Annotated in this window: 19 protein-coding genes; 11 read left to right on the top strand and 8 right to left on the bottom strand. The window is 46.5% G+C overall.

Going from position 1 to position 19531, the window contains the following annotated elements:
• Positions 1-103: 103 nt before the first annotated feature.
• From ACYVK4_RS11315 to ACYVK4_RS11330, 4 genes are read right to left on the bottom strand one after another with little or no spacing between them, the layout of a single operon-like run.
• Positions 104-307 (bottom strand): hypothetical protein, encoded by a 204-nt coding sequence (locus ACYVK4_RS11315; protein ID WP_461127618.1) that lies wholly within the window; start codon positions 305-307, stop codon positions 104-106.
• A 59-nt stretch (positions 308-366) separates the two neighbouring features.
• On the bottom strand, positions 367-1734 hold the full coding sequence (locus ACYVK4_RS11320; protein ID WP_461127619.1) for a toprim domain-containing protein: 1368 nt from the start codon (positions 1732-1734) through the stop codon (positions 367-369).
• Between the two features lie 39 nt (positions 1735-1773).
• Complete coding sequence (locus ACYVK4_RS11325) at positions 1774-3243, bottom strand: DUF3945 domain-containing protein (RefSeq protein ID WP_461127620.1); 1470 nt, start codon at positions 3241-3243, stop codon at positions 1774-1776.
• A gap of 17 nt (positions 3244-3260) precedes the next feature.
• Complete coding sequence (locus ACYVK4_RS11330; protein WP_461127621.1) at positions 3261-5246, bottom strand: DUF3945 domain-containing protein; 1986 nt, start codon at positions 5244-5246, stop codon at positions 3261-3263.
• 302 nt (positions 5247-5548) lie between these two features.
• On the opposite strand from ACYVK4_RS11330, the gene ACYVK4_RS11335 reads away from it, so the two are divergent.
• Positions 5549-6145, top strand: coding sequence for a M23 family metallopeptidase (locus tag ACYVK4_RS11335; protein WP_461127622.1), 597 nt, complete (start codon positions 5549-5551; stop codon positions 6143-6145).
• A gap of 12 nt (positions 6146-6157) precedes the next feature.
• Here ACYVK4_RS11335 and ACYVK4_RS11340 read toward each other — a convergent pair whose 3' ends face one another.
• The 4 genes from ACYVK4_RS11340 to ACYVK4_RS11355 form a co-directional block, all read right to left on the bottom strand.
• Entirely contained in the window at positions 6158-6538 is a 381-nt protein-coding gene (locus tag ACYVK4_RS11340; protein ID WP_461127623.1) for a helix-turn-helix domain-containing protein, read from the bottom strand.
• A gap of 19 nt (positions 6539-6557) precedes the next feature.
• Positions 6558-8615, bottom strand: coding sequence for a conjugal transfer protein MobC (gene mobC / locus ACYVK4_RS11345; RefSeq protein ID WP_461127624.1), 2058 nt, complete (start codon positions 8613-8615; stop codon positions 6558-6560).
• A gap of 154 nt (positions 8616-8769) precedes the next feature.
• Positions 8770-10098 (bottom strand): relaxase/mobilization nuclease domain-containing protein, encoded by a 1329-nt coding sequence (locus ACYVK4_RS11350; RefSeq protein WP_461127625.1) that lies wholly within the window; start codon positions 10096-10098, stop codon positions 8770-8772.
• Positions 10080-10499 carry a hypothetical protein gene (locus ACYVK4_RS11355; protein ID WP_461127626.1) on the bottom strand — a complete coding sequence of 140 codons (420 nt, stop codon included), beginning with the start codon at positions 10497-10499 and terminating at the stop codon, positions 10080-10082. Before ACYVK4_RS11355 ends, ACYVK4_RS11350 begins: the two co-directional genes overlap by 19 nt.
• A gap of 693 nt (positions 10500-11192) precedes the next feature.
• Here ACYVK4_RS11355 and ACYVK4_RS11360 point away from each other — a divergent pair.
• The 10 genes from ACYVK4_RS11360 to ACYVK4_RS11405 all read left to right on the top strand — a co-directional run bounded on the left by ACYVK4_RS11360 (position 11193) and on the right by ACYVK4_RS11405 (position 19531).
• Positions 11193-11903, top strand: coding sequence for a ParA family protein (locus ACYVK4_RS11360; protein ID WP_166693933.1), 711 nt, complete (start codon positions 11193-11195; stop codon positions 11901-11903).
• A gap of 3 nt (positions 11904-11906) precedes the next feature.
• The gene (locus tag ACYVK4_RS11365; RefSeq protein WP_461127627.1) at positions 11907-12458 is read left to right on the top strand and encodes a DUF3408 domain-containing protein; all 552 of its coding nucleotides are present in this window, start codon (positions 11907-11909) and stop codon (positions 12456-12458) included.
• Complete coding sequence (locus tag ACYVK4_RS11370; protein ID WP_461127628.1) at positions 12455-13132, top strand: hypothetical protein; 678 nt, start codon at positions 12455-12457, stop codon at positions 13130-13132. Before ACYVK4_RS11365 ends, ACYVK4_RS11370 begins: the two co-directional genes overlap by 4 nt.
• 102 nt (positions 13133-13234) lie before the next feature.
• A complete protein-coding gene (locus ACYVK4_RS11375; RefSeq protein WP_461127668.1) occupies positions 13235-13495 on the top strand; it encodes a DUF4134 family protein in 261 nt (86 codons plus the stop codon).
• Positions 13496-13514: 19 nt separating this feature from the next.
• Positions 13515-13850 carry a DUF4134 domain-containing protein gene (locus tag ACYVK4_RS11380; RefSeq protein ID WP_461127629.1) on the top strand — a complete coding sequence of 112 codons (336 nt, stop codon included), beginning with the start codon at positions 13515-13517 and terminating at the stop codon, positions 13848-13850.
• A 1-nt stretch (position 13851) separates the two neighbouring features.
• Positions 13852-14178: a DUF4133 domain-containing protein gene (locus tag ACYVK4_RS11385; RefSeq protein ID WP_461127630.1), complete on the top strand. Its 327-nt coding sequence runs from the start codon at positions 13852-13854 to the stop codon at positions 14176-14178.
• On the top strand, positions 14162-16699 hold the full coding sequence (locus ACYVK4_RS11390) for a TraG family conjugative transposon ATPase (protein WP_461127631.1): 2538 nt from the start codon (positions 14162-14164) through the stop codon (positions 16697-16699). Before ACYVK4_RS11385 ends, ACYVK4_RS11390 begins: the two co-directional genes overlap by 17 nt.
• A 26-nt stretch (positions 16700-16725) precedes the next feature.
• On the top strand, positions 16726-17601 hold the full coding sequence (locus tag ACYVK4_RS11395; protein WP_461127632.1) for a hypothetical protein: 876 nt from the start codon (positions 16726-16728) through the stop codon (positions 17599-17601).
• Positions 17598-18467: a hypothetical protein gene (locus ACYVK4_RS11400; RefSeq protein WP_461127633.1), complete on the top strand. Its 870-nt coding sequence runs from the start codon at positions 17598-17600 to the stop codon at positions 18465-18467. Before ACYVK4_RS11395 ends, ACYVK4_RS11400 begins: the two co-directional genes overlap by 4 nt.
• An 11-nt stretch (positions 18468-18478) precedes the next feature.
• Positions 18479-19531, top strand: a complete 1053-nt coding sequence (locus tag ACYVK4_RS11405; protein ID WP_461127634.1) for a hypothetical protein — start codon at positions 18479-18481, stop codon at positions 19529-19531.

Consider the following 19531-nt stretch of genomic DNA (forward strand, 5'->3'; position numbering starts at 1 on the left):
CTATAAAGATACAGCTAAATAGGCATAAAACAAGGCTATCTACCTGTTAAACAGCAATATAAGTCAACCCTCCGCTCCCTTTCGTTCGCCGTTCGTTTAAGGGTTATTCTTGCATTAAATCAGCCTCCTTTGCCAGCTCAAATCGTAAAAGCTTTAGGCCAAAGCTAATGGTCAGTTTGTCAAGCTTTGATAAGCTCACTTCCTCCGAAGCAACGTTGATGCGGTCAATGAGGTCACTTACTAATCGCTCATACTGTTCGTGCGCAACGTACCCACTCTGCATGTCCATTTGTTGCTCAGCATCCATGTTTTATTTAGTCAAGCATTGGCATCAAGTCAATAGCTGTTAATTTGGTTATCAAGTAATTACATTAATTTTTGTGGTGTAGCTTTAGAAGGTGTGTTCCTCAAAGTGGGTTGAGACCTCTCGACATTTGCTTTTTGCGTTTGAAGCTCTTCGTTCCAATCCTTAGCAAAGGGGCGTTTGACAACCAGTTTGTCGGTTAGACCCCGCCATTCGATGGCCAGTTTTTCAATTCGGGTCAGCATAGGGCGGTGGTTGGGCAAGTGAATGGTCAGCAAACAATGGTTTCCCTGATGCACAATAGCATCCGCCGTCGCTCGATTCATGTCCGGTGTGTACCCTTTGTTTAAGCTTGTCAACACTTTTTCTTGTAGTGATTCAAGGTACACCTGCCGTTTTGCTTCTTCAACCGGTAACCCATATACGTCAATTGATAAAATGTTACTGTGTTTGTTGTGATTGATACTCAATTGGTGATTCGCCTGCTCAATGGATTGGCCTGGAAGTTGAAGTCGACCTGACCAGCCAATATTGAAGCGAATGCCGCTGTTATCATTATCGTGTCCCAGAATTACTTGCTCCGGCTTCACCCGGTCAATTAACCGTTGTACGGTAAGGGGCTGAAGTGAAGAAGGTTGCCCACCAGTAGCCACATAGACCCGGTCGTAGGGTTCCTTCGGTGGGTGAAGCTGATGATACGACAAGGCATCAATCGGACTTTCACAAATCAGCATTTCTTTGGGTTGATGGCCTTTGGGCAGGTTCGATACCCAGATGCTCTCTAGGCGTTCGCCCCATGTATGTCCATTGACCAAACCCGTAGGACTGTCGTTTTTCAGTAAAATAGCCGTAATGCCCTGTTCACTCTCCATAGGAAATACTGTGTTGATGACCGTTTCCCCTGTTTTCTTACTAATGAACGTTTTGTTGAAAATTTTACCGATGAACGCCCGGTGGCCAATTGTATCGACTGTCAAGCCCCTCTTTTCCAAGAGATAATCCGTGTTGGTCAACGGATCAAGCCTGAAGTAATGAGACATGGCTTTACTTCGGGTTGCTTCAGCGGGCGGTTGACTTTCAACCGTACCAGTGGAACGGCTATTAGCAAGGTGTGATAAATCACCCGTGTACCGGCCAATAAACTCGTGAAGCTGCTGCCAGCCCTCCCTTGTTGCCGTGTCGATGTGCAGTTTATCAATTACATAATCAACAATCGTCCCCCGATCACAGCGGTCCTCTGGGTTATAATAAAAGTATTCGTTTGTTTTTTGATTGTTGCCGATGATGAGCTTTCGACCTTCGGCGTTTTCAAGCACTGGCCAGCGCCGGGTCGATTTTCGCCGGTCCTTCGTGAAACCTTCTGTCTCCAGAAACTGCACCAGGTCAATCTGCTGCTTGTAGTCGGATAACTGCGGCTTTGTAGTTAGCATACGTGTATGTTAGTTGGTTATAACGTTGAGAGAAGTTGCTTAGGAATTTGCTTTAGATGCCCGCTTTGCCCGAGGAGCGTTTGCTGTTTCGCTCTTACTTTCATTGTTTTTACCGCCGGAGTCAGATGCGGTGATCGAACCATTTTTTTCGGATGTAGCGGTTGGAATGTGGTCGAAACGTAGGCCTCGGCTTACCGCTGAGACACGCACGTAAGCCGAAAAAGATGTACCGGCTTTACTGGTCATGTTATCGAGCCGAACGGCCTTTCCCTCAATCAGCCGCTGTTTTTGCAGGCCATTGAGCGTTACACCTTTCAAATGGGACATCCGCTCAATTTTCGGTCGAATCACATCTACACGAAGTACCGTAAGTGTCTTCGTGTCTTTGTCAACGCCAATGAAGCCGGTGAACTTTTGGCAACTCTGCTTGTCGATTAGTTCGGCTACCCGGCCCATGTCGCCGTACTTATGAAGATTAGCTTTATCCTTTTCAGAGAAGATATGCCCCAGGTAACTTTCTTTGAGTGTCAACTTCTGCTGAACGTCCTGAAGTACAAGTTGTGGGCCGTCGTCTGGCGTATTTAACACATATAGCTTACCGGTATTGCCATCACCTGTTGTGACGACATCCGTTTTTTGGCCATTGAGCAATCGCTTTGCGTTCTCCCCGGTTAGCTCGACAGCAAACTGACGGTTAGCCTGTTCGAGCAGTGAATCAGGGTATCGAGTTTCCACTACCAATGGCTGGAGTAGATGGCTTACTACTGGCTTTTCAGCTACCGGTGATCCAACCAACGATTCACCCGAAACAAGTTTTGCCTGACGCAGGTCCACAAACTGACCTGTACCCCGTAAAGTACCAACGACAGTCACGACTTTGGGTGATTCCCCTTTATTGAAAACTGTTACGTGAAATTGACTTCCAACATACCCGTAGCCAACTAGTGGCATGCTCGGGTCATAGTGACTATAAAGTATAGTTTCAATGGTGCGTATAGCTTCCCGATAACCCAACCGGTAAAGATTCATTTCTGTAGGACAATCGGGATCACCAACTAAGAGCACAGGTTGTTTCCAGCTTATGGCCCTGAGCGTAGGGAAAAAAAGCGGTTCGTCTCGTCGATACTTTTCCTCAATCAATACGACGGCAGATTGGTCGTTAAAAATGTATACCTCTGCCTCCCGTTCCTTTCGTATGTCAGAAGGTTTGTACTGATTTATCGTGTAACGAATTGATGAGGATAAAGCACAATACACATCAATCTGTGGATCAATTGGTAAGCACTGATACAGATGCTGGGTATGAGACGTATTCTCAAATCTCAATTCGATTGAAGGCGGCTGACTAGTTGAATCAATTTCCGATACATACCGGATCGGCTCCCCCACAGGTTCGTCGCTGATTAGTACTTGGCGAATCTCTTTAAGAATGGCCTCCCCTACCAGATCAAGCACCTGCTGTGCCCTTGAAGCCCTCACTTGCGCTGTGACTTTCGGTCCTTCATGCATACAACTATAATCTTAGTTTACCCTACTTTTGGCCCTTTCTGCTTTTTCACTTTCTTGGGTTTAGCCTCCTCCCCTAGTGGCTTCTGCGCGTCCTGTTTTTTCTGTTTGGCTGGCTTGGGTGCTTCGACCCGTTGTGCGGCTGCCTGCTTTAGTTCTTCTTTTGGCTGAATCGTTTTCTTACCGCCAGCCCCATCTCCTTTGAGTTGGTGTACGGGTTTGGTCAGGTCCTGGGCTGTCTTCTGATCGACCGTCTGTTTGACTGCGTTATCTGGGATTTTAGCGAATGTAAGCGAGCGTTTGGCCGCCGAAACCTGCACATAAGCGTTGAAGGTTTGACCATTGTTACCAGTCATACCTTCCAGCTTGATGGCTCGCCCATGCTCTAAGTTTTTTTGCTGCGGTTTAGTCAGTGTTACCCCTTTGATCGTCTGCGGGATGTGTAGGCGCTCGGCCCGAAGGACAGTCAGGCTTTTCGTATCTTTATCAACGCCAATGTATCCCACGAACGGCTTGCCAGTGATTTTGTCGGTCAGGTCTACCCGCTTACCCATCTCCCCGTTTTTTTCTAGATTTTGCTTGTCATGGGCTGTCAACTCATAGCCGAGAAATTCTTTCGGTAGCAGCAATTGCTTACGCTCCGGCTGTATACCGACAATTGGCCCATTGTCTGGCGTATTGACGATGTACAGTTTCCCAGCTATTTGAAAGGGTTTACCTTCCTCACCCGCCTGCGTCAGCTTCATCAACTCGGTCTTTCTACCGTTGAGCAAATCATCAAGGTGGCCAGCTTTTTCTAAATCTTGCCGGGTCACCCCAACCTTTTCGAATTGAGCGGCAACTTCTGCCCACTGGTAGCGAGTTGGCCGACCCATTACGGGTACCTCTACGCCCGGAGTGTTTGTCTCGTTCATGGATATAACTTGAGTCTGATTATTTACAATTGATTGAGTAGTCGATTGAAGCGATATGCCGGCAGTTGTGGTCGCTCCATCGGTCGCTAGCTTACGTTCCATCGCCGTATTAACCGATGGACTTTCAGCAGACAGATGCCCCTCAGTTATAGCTGGTGCCTCAGCAAATGAGCTGATATGACCTTGGGAAGTTTGGGCGATTGTAGATTGGGGAACTTGTGCATCTGCCTGGTTGACAGTTCCCAGTCGTTCCCCTACCAGAGACGGTTTTGTGTAAGAGTCCGGTTGGCGTGCTATGTCATAGGGTTCCCGGTTGTCAGGCATTGCTTTTGCTGGCGCAATCCAGTCACTTACGGACTGCCGCAGACGTTGCCAGGCGGTTAAAGAGGGGCCAGATTCCTGGAGTAACTGAAATGATGGAGTCTCGACAGGTTTGACTTTTTCAGAACCTACTTCCTGGATTGGCTGAAGACGGTCATTGCTCTGGAGCTGGCCTTTCAGTTCTTTATGTTGACGTTCCAGATCGGTAATAAATCGGCTCATCTGCTCATGGTTAAGCTGAGCATTGTGCAGGAAGTTGGCTAGAAACCCACCATTAATGTCCAGGTGTAATGTCACAGGACTTACCTGACTACGCATTAATGGCGTACCCAACTCCCCTACTTGTTCATTACGAGATTCGGCTTCAGCTATACGCCCGGGCGTATTGACTACATCAATGCGGTACGTCTCTTTTGGATCGATGAACGAAAGCGGCAAACCCTTTACCGTTTCATGGATCTCCCACAGGTAATCAGTTAGTTTAGCACGGTCGGTTTCAGGTGCTGTTTGGGTACGCTCTTCAACGCGTTTAGCCAGGTCTGCTTTTTTTAGCGTCTCGTCGTACAGGCATCGGGTAATCTCCTCGTCCGACAGTAAGCCATCATTGGCCAAGTATCCCCTCAACTGTTCATATTGTGCGGGTAGTACCAGCTGATATTGTTGCGTTTCTAATCGCTCAAATTCCTGTAGTTGCTCAGCTTCCAGGCGTGTGCGCTCATTGGGTTTAGGCTCTACCGTGCTTTCGGCAATACGCATTGGCTCCATATGCATTTTGTGTTGTTTCAGGCAAAATTATTGTTTTTATATATTATTCATATAACTTCATAATAAATAATTTATTATATATATTAAACATGAAAGTAAAGATCATGGCTGCAAGCACCGCGCTTCTACTAATGTGCACAAAGTCCCTTCAGGCTCAGGTCCTTTTCGCTACTCCTGCTTTACCCCTGGATACGTCAATAAACCGGCAAGGCCGGGCCATATTTTGGGTTAGCTGCTTCGATTCAATAGTAAACTTGCAACGTGACAACTCTCTAGGAGGACCGGTAATCAATCCGGAAATAGACTCAATGCTGGCCTGTTTCACAGATAGTATTTTTAACGGCTCTAATGCGGCTAAACATTCCGTTAGAAACCCTGTCCACCAGTTACAGTATGTACCAGCTATACCACCCCTACGATTAGTATCCTGGCAGGAGTATCACGTTACGAGTAAGTTTGGCTGGCGGACTCACCCAATTGGCGGGACTATTAGCCATCATAGTGGCCTTGATATAGCTCAACCCACCGGCACACCAGTTTATGCAACCGCCTTTGGCGTTGTAAAATGGGTAAAGCGGGAAATGGATGGATTGGGATTAGCCGTTTGTATTGAGCACCCAACGGGATATGAGTCCATATATGGACATCTTTCCACCCATGTGGTCCATGAGCGGGATGTCGTCCAACGAGGTGCGTTAGTTGGACAGGTAGGTAGTACGGGTCGCTCTACAGGACCGCACTTACACTATGCAATACTATTTCAGGGCAAGCCTGTTGACCCCGAACGGTATTGTTTTTTATGGATCAAGCTGGCCCGCGCCGAACTAACCCAAATACAACAACATCGGTCTGACGGGCAAGGTTTCATTCCAAAGAGTACAAAAGGAACGATTAAGCGAGATTGAGCAACCAATTTGTTATGGCTTTTGCTCGACCTTACTGATTTCTTCCATGAACTGATGAAGCAGGGCGAGTCGTTGGGCTTCGCGCTGGTCATTAATACGCTGTCGTTTGACCACTTCATTAGTGAACATAGGTACGTTCGGCTCTTCCTCCTGCTCGGGATTGAACAGCCACTCGTAACTTACCTTGTGCCTTTTCACGTAGTAGAGAGCAATAAGCGTGAACATTTCGCGCGAGACTTTCAGCCCGTTCTCCAGACGATATATCAGATTCTGTGTGGTGCCAAACTCGTCGGCTAGCTCCTGCTGACTCATTTTCAGGAATTCACGTACTTTAGCCATTCGCCGGGCTACAAGTGCTGCATAGGCTTCATTATCCTTTTCTAGTTGTTCCATTACTGGTGTTATACGGTCATTACTCATCTTTAGGTTGCAGGTTTTCGACCAGGTGCTTCAATGCTGGATCATTGGTCAGCCGCTCAATTTCGGCTTGAATTAACGCAGAAATATCCTTTTTTACCCCGTTGTAATTTATCTCCAACATATAACTTAGTTGATGGTCAGAGATTTGGGTAAATTCAGCACCCGGCGGAATGGACTTTACCCGCTCTAATTCAGCAATCATCGCCGGTTCTACCAGCAGCCTGGCATGAAATATTTTCTGTTTAATAGCCTCATCGAAGTTGTCAGCAACCGCTCCGACAAAATGTCCCTGCGACAAATTCGAGATTTTCGATTCAGGTATCACCGAATCCAGATTCTCGGAAATAGACAAGTTGGTATCCCGTTCCGTGAACGATAGTGAGTGTCGAACCTGTTTATTTTTCCCAAAGCGGCTGGACATTGTTTTAGCCGTTTCACCCAGCACCTGACCCGAAAACACATTTCCGATCGTATTGAAAATGGTGGTAGCTTCCTTATCACCGTAATCACGTTTTAACTGGCTCAGGTCCTGCAAGCCCAAACAGGTGGACACCTTGTTACTCCGTGCGGTCGCAATCAGATTGTCTAACCCCCGGAAATAAATTGTGGGTAACTCGTCTATGATTAGTGACGATTTCAACCGGCCTTTCTTGTTGACGAGCTTGATCAGTCGTGCGTTGAAGAGACCCAGTGCAGCTCCATACACTTCCTGACGTTCCGGGTTGTTGCCTACACATAGCACTTTGGGATCGTCCGGGTTATTAATGTCGAGGCTAAAATCATTACCCGTCATAACCCAGTAAAGCGCCGGGCTGGAGAGTCGGGAAAGGGGTATCCGCGCAGAAGCAATCTGCCCCTCTAATTGCTCATAAGCCTCATTTCTGAGGGCACTGGCAAAGGGTTTAAGTAGGTTTTCAATTTCGGGTTCCGATTGCAGGATCGGGAAGAGTTCGCGGTATTCAGCCCCGGCAAATTCAATGATATGGGGAAACGTGCAGTAGCGTTGACCGTCATCTGGCAACCCCTGCTGGGCCAGACCTCGCAATCGACGCTCATCGTATTTTTTGAGGTACCAGATAACGGCCGTTAGAAAGTTCATTGGTGACTCCACAAAGAAATCCCCCTGTTTCTGAATCCATGATTTATTGAGGTTCAAAAGAATGGTCCTTGCTGCTTCCTGTGCGTCAATAATATCAGACATCAGCTCTGGCAGCAATGGGTTACACCGATTCGATCGCCGGGGGTCATCAAAGTTGATAACGTAGAATGTCGGCATCCGTTTGAATGCCCGACGGTTTTTCTGTAAGTAATGGTAGGCAATATTCGACAGATCGGGAAATTTGTAATCGTAGATATACATGGTAAACCCCTTTTCAAGATGTTGCCTTATGAAGTTATTGACTACAGCAAACGACTTTCCTGACCCAGGCGTACCCATGACCAACGTTGCCCGAAACGGATTAACCACGTTTACCCATCCCTTCCGAAGCTTCTTCTTCACATGGTATTCTGTTGGAATATTGACTGAGTATTCGTTCTGTTTCAACTCTGCCTCTTGCTCGAACGACTCGTTTTCTTCATTGAACGCATCTTCTCCAATCTGCACACCCAGAATCTGATTTGCGTAACTGCCAGCCTTGATCAGCAGCAAATAGCCGATCAGCGTTGTTAATAAGTAGGCTCCATTACGGGTCTCAGCTGACAGCCACGCCACCCGAAGAAGTTTTCCATTCAACAATAACAATGCCCCGCCAATAATACTGGCCCGGGTAACATGTGCCCAGGTTACGTTTAGCTGCTTACGCGTTTTGTTACCAAACGTCCATATCCCAAGTAGCAATAAGGCTGCTAGCTTGGAGTAGATGGGATGTGAAAAAAGGTGGGTTGCTCGGTCAATACTCAAGATGAATCTGTCCAACAGGGCAAAGCTGAACCCTATCGATTGTAGCGTGTCGTAGCAGAAGAAGTATAGATGAAACCCAATCATAGCTAGCGACATCAAAATGAGCATGTTCAGTATGCCCCTATACTCTTTATCCTGCGTTCCCATTTTACGTTGACGTAGCGATGAATGTTATACAAAGTTATTCCTCTCGCTAATATATGATATATATTATTTTCATCAACACGATGTCTAAAAGTGTGCAAACAGGCTCAGATAGATACTCCACAAACCCAATCCATATATATAATATATTATTCGTTCACGTTTGACGAATTTTTCGCATCAGATTTTTTTTCTGTTTTTTCTTCACTTGGCCCAGAACCTGCTCCTCTCCTGCTGGTTTTTCTGGCAGTTCTCCAGTTTGATCCAGTACTACTGAGCTTTTCGTATGCTTCTCGGTTTTCTCTTCAATCACCTTTTTCTTTCTTTGGACGATCGTTGATTCCGTTAACACTGTCGCTTCTCGTTTATGTGCTTTTGTCTCACTCGTAGCAACTTGCTTTTGTTTTTGAACGGCAGCATCATGAGAACTTTGGATTACTGGTTTCGACTTTTCAATACGTTTCCGTTCCGTCTTTTCTGAGAAGCCTTTCACTAGCACTTCCCTGCTGAAGTGCTTTTCTAATTCGGCTTCGTGTATAACAGCTCTGGTCTGGGTACTTATGTAGAGGTAAGCTCCATCCGTTTCTCGTATTTCGATGCTGAGTTGGCGTAACGTCTGTTTAAACTCGGTCTCTGTCAAGCTTCGGTAAAGGGCTAATCGCTTTTCAATCAGACTTTCTATTGCTCTGCACTCTTTTTTGTGTTGATCTACTCGATTTGAGAATAGTTCTGTTAACCTGGCATGTGTTGGGCGGCTTGGCAGACTGCTTGCTTTTATGGGTCGATTATTAGCACCCCCTGGATTAATATGTTGGTAGGTGATTCCTGATTGGCTACGCCCAGCTTTCGTATTCACTACAATCCCTTCACAACTCAAGTATTGCTTAAGGCTGTTCACTGATCCAAATGAGTACGTCTCCAATGTCCTTTTTACCTTCTCTTCAACTGTCAGCCTGGTCGAATGTTGTTCAACACCTAACTCCTCCGCTACCCTACCTGACTCTCTAGTCACGAATGGTCGTTCGGCCTGCACCAAACCGTATTTCGTTTCGAGTCGACGACGTACTTTTTGCAAACGGTTCTTGATGAATGTATCCGTGATTTTACGCCCTTCTGCATCCACCGCAACGCTCACCACGTGAATATGCGGGTGTTTCGTATCATGATGTTGGTACATCAGGTAAGGCTGTTTACCAAAACCTATTTCCCTCATTACCTCACCTCCTATCCCTTGCAGCTGATCGACTTCTACCACTTCTTTGGGATGAAACGCAACGGCTAAATGTACCGATGGTTTTTGAATAGCAGGATTGAGACGAGCGTACTGTTCGAGCAGTTGAAGCCTAAACCGCGCATATTTTTGGGCTTTCTCATTATCGGGGTAGTTGGCGATTTGGATACGCTCGGCCTCTCCCTGCTCCACTTTCTGCTCATTGTACCGGAACGCTCCTGCTACATCTTTTCCGGTTAAGATTCGTATAACCATGCTGCGATCTTTTCAATGGTTTCCTGAATCTTAAGAAGCTCTTCGCTTAGCTTATGGCCAACAATAGACTGGGCTTCCTCCTTCCGATCTTCTCCGATTATCTCAGCGATAAGCTGCAATTGGCGCCCCCTTTCCTGTAAATTGATGATGATTGTTAGTAGCAATTCATCTGGTTTCGGCCCCCTGCTTTGCTTCTCTGATAACAATACTTGCTTGAGAAACTGGGCAAACACAAGCTTCCTGCCCGCCTTCGTCTGCTCATATTTCGCCTGTATTTGCCTATTCTCAACGGGAGTTACCCAGCAATTAAGTTTGATAGTCGATCTCTCAGAATCGATTTTAGGAGGTCTTCCCCCTTTACGTGGGCCTGTTTTACTTTTTTCCACCTTTGCGTTGTACACTGCGTACCGTTGATTTTCAACTTATTTTCCATTCTGTTATAAGTGAGAATGAAAGCAGGGCAGTTTCGCGGGTAGCAAAACACATCTTGCAAATACGTCCTAGTGAGGTGTTGTGCATTCAGATGGCCAGTACAAATATGCTTATGTTCTATCTTTTATCAAAGTGCCGTTGTTTTGCTTAATACAACATATCATTTAAGATCGAACCCACTTAACTTGTCCTTTCTTATTTTGTCCTGTTCGCAGAGATGTAACGTGTTTCAAGAAAAATACACTGCAAGTATTTAATAATCAGCCTTATAAACTAACGCCTTATAATAATATGACCTTGTTATAATATCATACATTAAATCCTCTACTTCGCAATGTGATTTTATCATAAACTCATAATATAATATTATAGCTGTATTGCAATATCACATTATTTATAAACAACAATATAATAGTGCAACAATATTAGTTTATTGTTTTAGGGTGTTATTGTAAATTTGCATTGTCATATTATATTTTTACATAAATAAAATATTATTTTAGATATTATATAAAATAATGTTTTATTTACTATCTTATTGACTTACTATCAATTGTACTTAATAATTATTAATTGTATTTAATAAAGAACTTAACTAATAATTACATAAGCATTTATATATTTCTCTTAAAATTGCAATAAATCATAAAAGCGCTTCCAAAATGGCAAAACTGATTTCCGTATGTACCCAGAAGGGGGGTGTCGGTAAAACGACACTGACTATGCTGTTGGCCACCTACTACCATACTACCGTAGGGAAACCGGTAACGGTAATTGATGCTGACTTCCCTCAGCACTCTTTTGATGCAACGCGCCGATCTGAATTAGCAAGCATCCAGAACGACGAAGAGATTCAAAGTCTATATGTAACACTATACCCGGAGATGAACCGTGAGTTGTACAAGGTCTACAAGGGTTCACTCGAGGAATTAGCTATGTTCTTAACCGACCTAAAGGGTAGGGGGGAAGATGAACTAGTCTTCATCGATATGCCTGGTACCATGAACGTCAAAGGTTTCGACCGGGTGGCATCGCAGTTGGATTACGTTATACTACCAATGGAAGCAGACAAGATGAGCTTCACAGCTGGACTGCAAACGTTAGACCTTTTCGACCTCTTTAGGGAAGCAAAGGGAGCGGACTACCAGCTGTTTATGCTCTGGAACAAGTACAAGAAATCGGAAAATCCGAGCTTGATGCAGGGAATAGAAAACATTGTGCGGGAACGAGGGAATGTGAAGATACTTGAACACCGGGTAAGTGACTCAGTAACCTGGAAACGGGAACGTTCTACGTTGTTTCCGAGCGACAAGGTTAAAAACCTGGTTGGAGAATTAAATCAGTTACTTAACATCACTCAACCAGTAGGATAAGCCATGGCTAAAAACAAGAAAACCTTAGACGACGCATCCCTTCGGGCGATGGCTAACCTGGCAACGGCTTCATCTGACCTCAGCAAGCTACAGGAGAATTACGGGTGGAATGCGGATGAAACCGCGCCAGTCGAACAGCAACCGAAAGTGACTGCAATGGAGGTGTCAGCACCATCAGAACAACCATTAGCAAATGAACCAGTTGATGAATCACCGGTTGTGCCAACAGTGGAGGAGGCAATCCAATCACAAACTGAGGTTTTAAGCAAAGTATCAAAGGAGCCCGCAACGTTAGGTAAAAAGGTGGATAAATACACAAACACGTACTTACAACCTATTAAAGGGTTTGAAAGGCCCACAAAGGTGGCTTACATATCAAAACGCTCACATTCATATATCGCATTTTTACAGCGATACGCTGACCTGACAGGCAGCAAGGTATCAATGCAGGAAATCATGGAGAATATATTCCGACAGCACTTCAGCGACAATAAGGCTGAAATCGAGATGATGAGGACAACAGTACAACAAAAAGAAGCCGAACTACACGAATGATAACACTATGGATCAGTGCATCCCTGCTAGCTCTGACGGGCTGGCAGGGCTACCGGTTAGGAAAAGAGTATGGATGGTGGGGGAGGAGCACAACCCTATCTAAAAAGGGGGAAGTGGCTGAAATACCTTCATCAGAAAACACCATATCAGCTGAGAATGGCTTGGGCCGTTCAAGAACCAACTTTGGGAAGTTACTGGGTGGATTTACAACAACAAACCAACAAGCCCTTGAAACTGATGATAGCAGCATCGATGAAGAGACGGAGGGACCAATTATTGAGCCAGCCACAACCCTGATGCCGAAAGATGGACCTATGAACGAAACGGAGTATCCAGCCGAAACGGATCAGATACCCGAAACGTGCAGCTGGATGGATGAGGAATCTATTTCATTGGTCGACTTTGAAAACGATGATGAATCAAAAAGTGAACAGCCACTTGTGCCGCTGAACGAATATGTAAAGCGAGTACGTACAGTTCAACGAAAAATGACGCAACTGAACAAACGACGCAACGCAGATACAAGCTTTGTAAAACAAGAACTAGGGCTATTGATCAATACGTATCAGCTTGAGAATGACCAGGCATTAGATTGGCTTTTCAAACAGCATGAGCAAACGTCTAAACCTGATTACGGCTCGCTCTTCGATCGGATTGAAAGCTTAACAGCCTAAAAAAATTTTGCCCCAATTAAAATACTATATATATTAGCACCGTATTTTCAATATGTATATTATATAATGAAGGCAATTTTGTGCAATTTAGGCATTGTAGGGATGCTTCTACTGAGTCAACAGATTCTCGCCCAAGATGAATTTAAACAGGCAGTTGAGGGTGCAACGACGCAAATAACGAACGCTAGAGCGGGAGCGATCCGACTTGGACAAGCAGTTGCAGCGATAGTGGGAATTGTGGGGGCCATTGCGGTATACAGTAAATGGTCAAACGGAGAGAGTGACGTACGGAAGGCCAGTGCTTCCTGGTTGGGTGGCTTGCTGTTCATAGCCATCGCCTTTATGATTCTAGAGTCCATTTAACTGTAAAAACAACTCAACAATGCAAAATCGCTTTAACCAATCGAGGGGTACTAGCGCGGCCCAACTTATCGCGTTAATTGTGGCAGGCGTACTGGTGGCACATATTGCCCCGGCGCAAGGATTAAGTACTCAAGGGTTGAGCACGGCGGCAACACAGGTCAGAGGAGCGTTCACGATCGTAACGAATTTGATGTACGCCGTTTGCGCCATCATAGGCATTGTTGGTGCCATTTCAGTCTATAGCAAGTGGTCAAACGGAGATCCTGATACCCGGAAAGCTGCAGCCTCCTGGTTTGGCGCGCTCATTTTTGCGGGATTGGTCGTAGTGACACTGTCGGCCGTATTCGGAGCTTAATATGTTTCGAGTTAATAAAGGAGTGGATAGGCCACCTCAGGTACTCGGCATCAGAGGAATGAATTTCCTGATGGTCTTAGGAGGAGCAGCTGTTGGACTGCTGGTTGTAAGTACGTTCATTATGATCGTAACTGGCTGGTCAGGATTGATTTGTTATGGTACGTACCTAGTTGGGCTGATTGTACTCTATGGACAACTGGTACGGATTTCCCGGGTGCATGGGGAACGGGGAATGGCCCGAACACAGGGACGGGGCAGACAGCCTAAATTGATCATGGTTAGAAGTTCGGGGATATATAAACAACTGAGGCATGAACCTAAAAAGTAAAGCTATTCATGACGTGTTTCCCCTAAGAGCCATTGAGCAGGATTGCCTCATATCGGTTCACGGGGATTTGACCGTTTGCTTCGCCGTTAGCTTACCAGAAATATTTACCCAAAATGCAAGTTTCGATGGGGTAGGGGAGGGGCGCGTTGAGCAGGGAGATTACATCACCCTGTGCAACGTATGGACAAAAGCGTTAGGTGTACTGCCAAGCTATACGATCCTGCACAAACAGGATTGGTTCGTAGAAGAAAACTATCAAACTTCAGGCGAAGGAGCAGGCACAACGCAACGCACATTCCTTGATCGGGCCAGTGATCGCCATTTCAATGAGCGTCCCTACCTCCACCACGAGTGCTACCTGTATTTAACCAAAACCCATCCAGAACGACGGGACGTGAGTGCGGTCAAAACATCGCTGGCGCGTGGTCGACTGATACCAAAGGAAGTAGGGGATAAGCACAAAGTTGAGGAGTTCTTTAACAGCGTTGAGCAGTTCACTTCGATTCTGGAAAGTAGCCGGTTAATTGGCCTGCGTCGGCTACGATCAGCCAAATTGGCCGGTACGAGCGAAAAAGCGGGCTTATTAGAGCGATATATGAGTTTATCGCTCCGCGATGAGGTAGTAACGCTGGCGGATTTAGAGATGGATGAGGAGTTACGTGTTGGGGGGAAGTATGCCAAATTCTACACAATCTCGGATATTGACGATCTGCCCGAGTGGGTACACACCAATAACCGGGTTGAAGCACTCTCCACAGAAAGGTCGAATGTGTCGGTAAGCTATGCGGCTCCGATTTCGCTGATGCTACCTTGTAATCACATTTACAACCAGTACATCTTTATCGAGGATAAGCAGGCGGCATTCCCCAAATTAGAGCAACGGGCTACACAAATGAGGTCACTGGCCAACTTTGGGAAGGATAACGAAGTGAACGCCATGCTACTGAACCAGTATCTAAGCTATGCAGCTGAGACTGGTTTTACGCCGGTACGTTCTCATTTCAACGTTCAGGTCTGGACCGAAGACAGAAGCCGTTTACCAGTACTGCGCAATCTGGTTTCTTCAGCCATCGCCAAGTTAGGCGTTCGTCCCCGTGAAAACACGAAGGACGCGTTGGGTCTATTCTGGGCAGGCATACCCGGTAACGCGGCCGATCTGCCCAGTGAAGACAAGTACTGGTCTTTTGTGCCGCAATCAGTGTGTCTGCTCAACCAGGAAACAAACTACTATGATTCTGTCTCGCACTACGGCGTGAAACTGGTTGAGCGGATGAGCGGAAAGCCGTTACTGGTCGACTTATCCGATCACCCCATGAACAAAGGGTGGGTAACGAATCGGAACAAGTTCATATTGGGTCCATCGGGCAGCGGCAAATCGTTCTTTACCAACCATGCACTGCGAAGTTTTCACGTTCAGGGTAGCCATGCCGTCATTGTTGATGTTGGCCATTCGTACCGCGGACTGTGCGATATGCTAGGTGGGCTGTATCTTACTTATTCAGAAGAAGAACCGATTAACTTCAATCCATTCTTTATCGAAAACCGCCTGCTCCCCGACGTCGAGAAGAAAGAAGCCATCAAGGTACTGCTGCAGACGCTCTGGAAACGAAGTGACGAACGGCAAACGATGTCAGAATACACCGCGCTTTCGGATGCTGTAACGCAATATTTCGAAAGTTACCTGCCCAATAATCCGGATACCTTCCCCTGTTTTAACTCGTTCTACGAGTTTATGCAGTCAGATTTCCCCCGGTACCTGGACGAACACAGAGTACAAATCGGCTATTTCGATTATGATAACTTCATCTATGTACTACGGCCCTTTTACAGGGGTGGCGAATACGAGGAGCTACTCAATAGCCGGGCTAATCTGGATCTGCTGAACATACCCTTTATCGTATTTGAGCTGGACAACATCAAGGATCACCCGATCCTCTTCCCGGTGGTTACGATTATCATCATGGACACTTTCATTTCAAAAATGAGAAAGCTGAATGGGGTTCGGAAGATAATTCTCATTGAAGAGGCCTGGAAAGCCATCATGAAAGATGGGATGGCTGAATACATCAAATACCTCTACAAAACGGTACGTAAGTTTTTCGGGGAAGCCTGGATCGTCACGCAGGAAGTGGACGACATCATTGGCAACAAGATCGTTAAAGACTCGATCATCAACAATGCAGACACCAAGATCCTGCTAGACCAGCGCAAGTACCGCAACAAGTTTTCCCACGTAAAGGATTTGCTGGCCCTGACAGATAAGGAAAAAGATCTTTGCCTGTCATTGAACCGGGACCTCGACCCAAAGCGAAAATACAAAGAGGTCTTTATCTCCTGGGGAGGACAAGAATCAAAAGTATATGGCGTCGAAGTATCGACCGAAGAGTATCTGGCTTATTCAACCGAGCAAACTGAAAAAATGCGGCTCGAAGAAAAGGTGGAATCCTACGGCGGTAATTACGACTTAGCCCTGCGCGACTACGCCGACGAAGTAAAGACCGGCACTCTCGTTAGTCGCTAAATCTGCGAATCTATTTCTATACCGAAGTGAAGCAGTCTGTTAACAAACTGCTCTTGACCAGCCTTTGCCTTTTTGGTGGGATGTACCCCATTCAGGCCGGTGTTTGGAGCGTACCAAATGGCTTACACGTTAAGCCGGCGATGGCTGAAGTGGACACCACAAATCCGGGTCAGCCTCCACAACAAAGGCCACCAGGACAGACGTTGCTTGGTGGTTTAGGCGATGAGTTATCCGGGGAAATCGAGAGTATCATCGGCGAAACAGAGAATTCCATAATGCAGGGTATTCAGGATGAGCTTACCGGATTGCTTGGTAATGCCCTGGGCCAACTATTTGACGTTTCGCCTATCTCGGCGGTTAAATCGCTTCAGTCGATGGTGAAGGACGGTTTATCCAAGCAGCAAAAGATCGAGTATCAAAACTACAAGGTAGACTACGCCTGGAAAAAAGCACACATGGAGCTCTCGCCTGCCTTTGCTACCTACTATCGGGAGCTAAATCTAAACCAGCTTACCGGTGCCATTGGAGCCAGTAAGAAAGCGGCCGACAAATTTCTGAATACGTCAGCATTTACGGCTAAAGAAGCGGCAGCAATGCGACAGGTGATACAGGGGGTTGCGGAGACAAGCGACCTGGAAGCTGAGGTTAAAACAATCATTAACCTTGGTAGTAAACCGGTGTGGATGTCAGAAGGGGAACGATTATCAGCCCTGAATGCGGTTCGAACAGACCTCTATGACCGCATCAAGCGTACCAATCAGACAGTAGCTCTAATCCGAGCGACCTATCAATTCCGATCTCGGGAAATAGCTAAAAACGCTTACAGGCAGGGATTGTACAAACAAAATTCAACGCTAAACCGGACAGTAAGGACCCGCTCTACTACCTATCAAACCAGATGAAAAAGAGAACACTATACTGGGTCTGGCTCAGCTGCTTAGTCGGGACTGCCAACGCACAGATGCCCTCTGCCAATACGATACCAATTGGAAACAGGGGTAGCAACATCATTCAATCCGAAATTGACCAACTATTACGCGTATCAGAAAGCGATATAATGGCGGGTTTAAAAGATGCTGGACTCGACTATGGTGAGCTTATAAAAGAAAAGGTCATGGACGAGGTGGTCAAAGGAATTGCTGATGCTACTGTACTGGCTCCGATTGCTACCGAGATCATGGAGCAATACCAAAAACAGAAGAATAAGGACCTCGCAAAAGCTATTGAGCAACTGAAAAGAACCTGGAAAGACGGCCAGGAACGGATCAATAAAGTTCGTTATCAGGACTTTAAAGTCAAATATGCTTATCAGCAAGCGATGAACAAAGCTCCGATGGACATGATGCAAGGCACCCGTCGCCAGGCCATTGACGAGTCAGTGAAGGCATTGTGGACAGATGGGCTGCCTGTCGCCATAACAATCACAGATCCCACCAATGCTCGGCTTATGAAAGAGGACATTGATGCGCGCTATACAAACGAGGACATTGGCTGGACAGTGTTAGCCTCAGCTCGCTCGTCGTTGCTAGCTGATGACAAACCATTGAAGGCAAAAATGGCCCTCGTCGAGAAGCAGGGTCAAACGGCGTACCTATCACCAGCGGACCGGCTTCGGCTGCTCCGCGAAATTGATAAGGAAAGCAAGGCCCGTCGCACAACGCTGCTGGCGATGGACAAAATCACTTCGCAGGGGCTGGACTATTACAAATACCAACGTAATCGGAAAGCGTACCAGACCAAATACCTGCGGACTCAATCATACCGCTAACCCTCAACTGTATGCAGGCAATTCTGTTGGTTTCGCCCGTACTGGAAACATCTATTGACGAGGTGTTCACCCAGTTCTCAGATGGATTTGGGGCATTGGTTGCCTTCGGGCAGGCTATTGGCTTCATCGGCGCACTCTGTTACGTCTTTTATCGGATCTGGGGGCACATGTCCCGGGCCGAGCCCATCGATGTATATCCACTACTTCGTCCCTTTGCCCTAGCCCTTTGTCTGCTCAGCTATCCGCTCTTGGTTAAAAGTATGGTGGGCATCGGGCGATTACTTGATAAAGGAACCGGCTCGATGGTGGCCAGTCAAAAAGCGGAAGTGGAGCGATTGAACCAGGTCAAGAAAGCAAAGGTCAAAGAGAATTGGGATAAGATTCTCATTCCGCCCGGCGAAGATGGCGAGATCGGCACCTGGGATGTTGTCAAGACTGTATTCGGCCCCACAGGTAGCGGTAACAGTTTGGTGGGAAATGCCGTGAGCGGGGTCATGCAGTATTACTTTGATCAGTTTCTGAGTTGGCTGGGGGAAATCTTCTACGATCTGGCGGCTATTTACATCAAACTGATCAGCACATTCTTTTTGATTGTACTGGCCCTTACCGGCCCAATCACCTTTGGCCTAGCCACCTTCGAATGGTTTTACTCCGGTCTAGCAGCCTGGTTCTCGCGCCTGATCCATATCCTGCTATACATTCCGCTGGTCAATATTCTGGGTTCAATTCTGGAGACAATCCACATTTCCATGCTGAATCAAGACCTGGCCGTATTCGATGAGCAGCTGCGATCGGGAAATACCGGCATGGGTTCGTCCGATTGGGGGCTAATCATTTTCTATTTCATTGGCGCTGGAGCGTACCTGTCAATTCCTAAAGTAGCTTCCTACATCATTGAATCTACCGGGGTAGGCGATGCCATTAGTTCAGCCACACAACCAACGGCAATGGTAGCCGGGGCCAGCACAGGACAGGCAGCCGGGGCTGGAGCAGCCTCACTTGGTCGAACCGTTGCCAGTGCTTTCTCATCTTCAAAATCGCAACCGACCTCAAACAGCATCTAA

Source organism: Spirosoma aerophilum, from assembly GCF_054782495.1.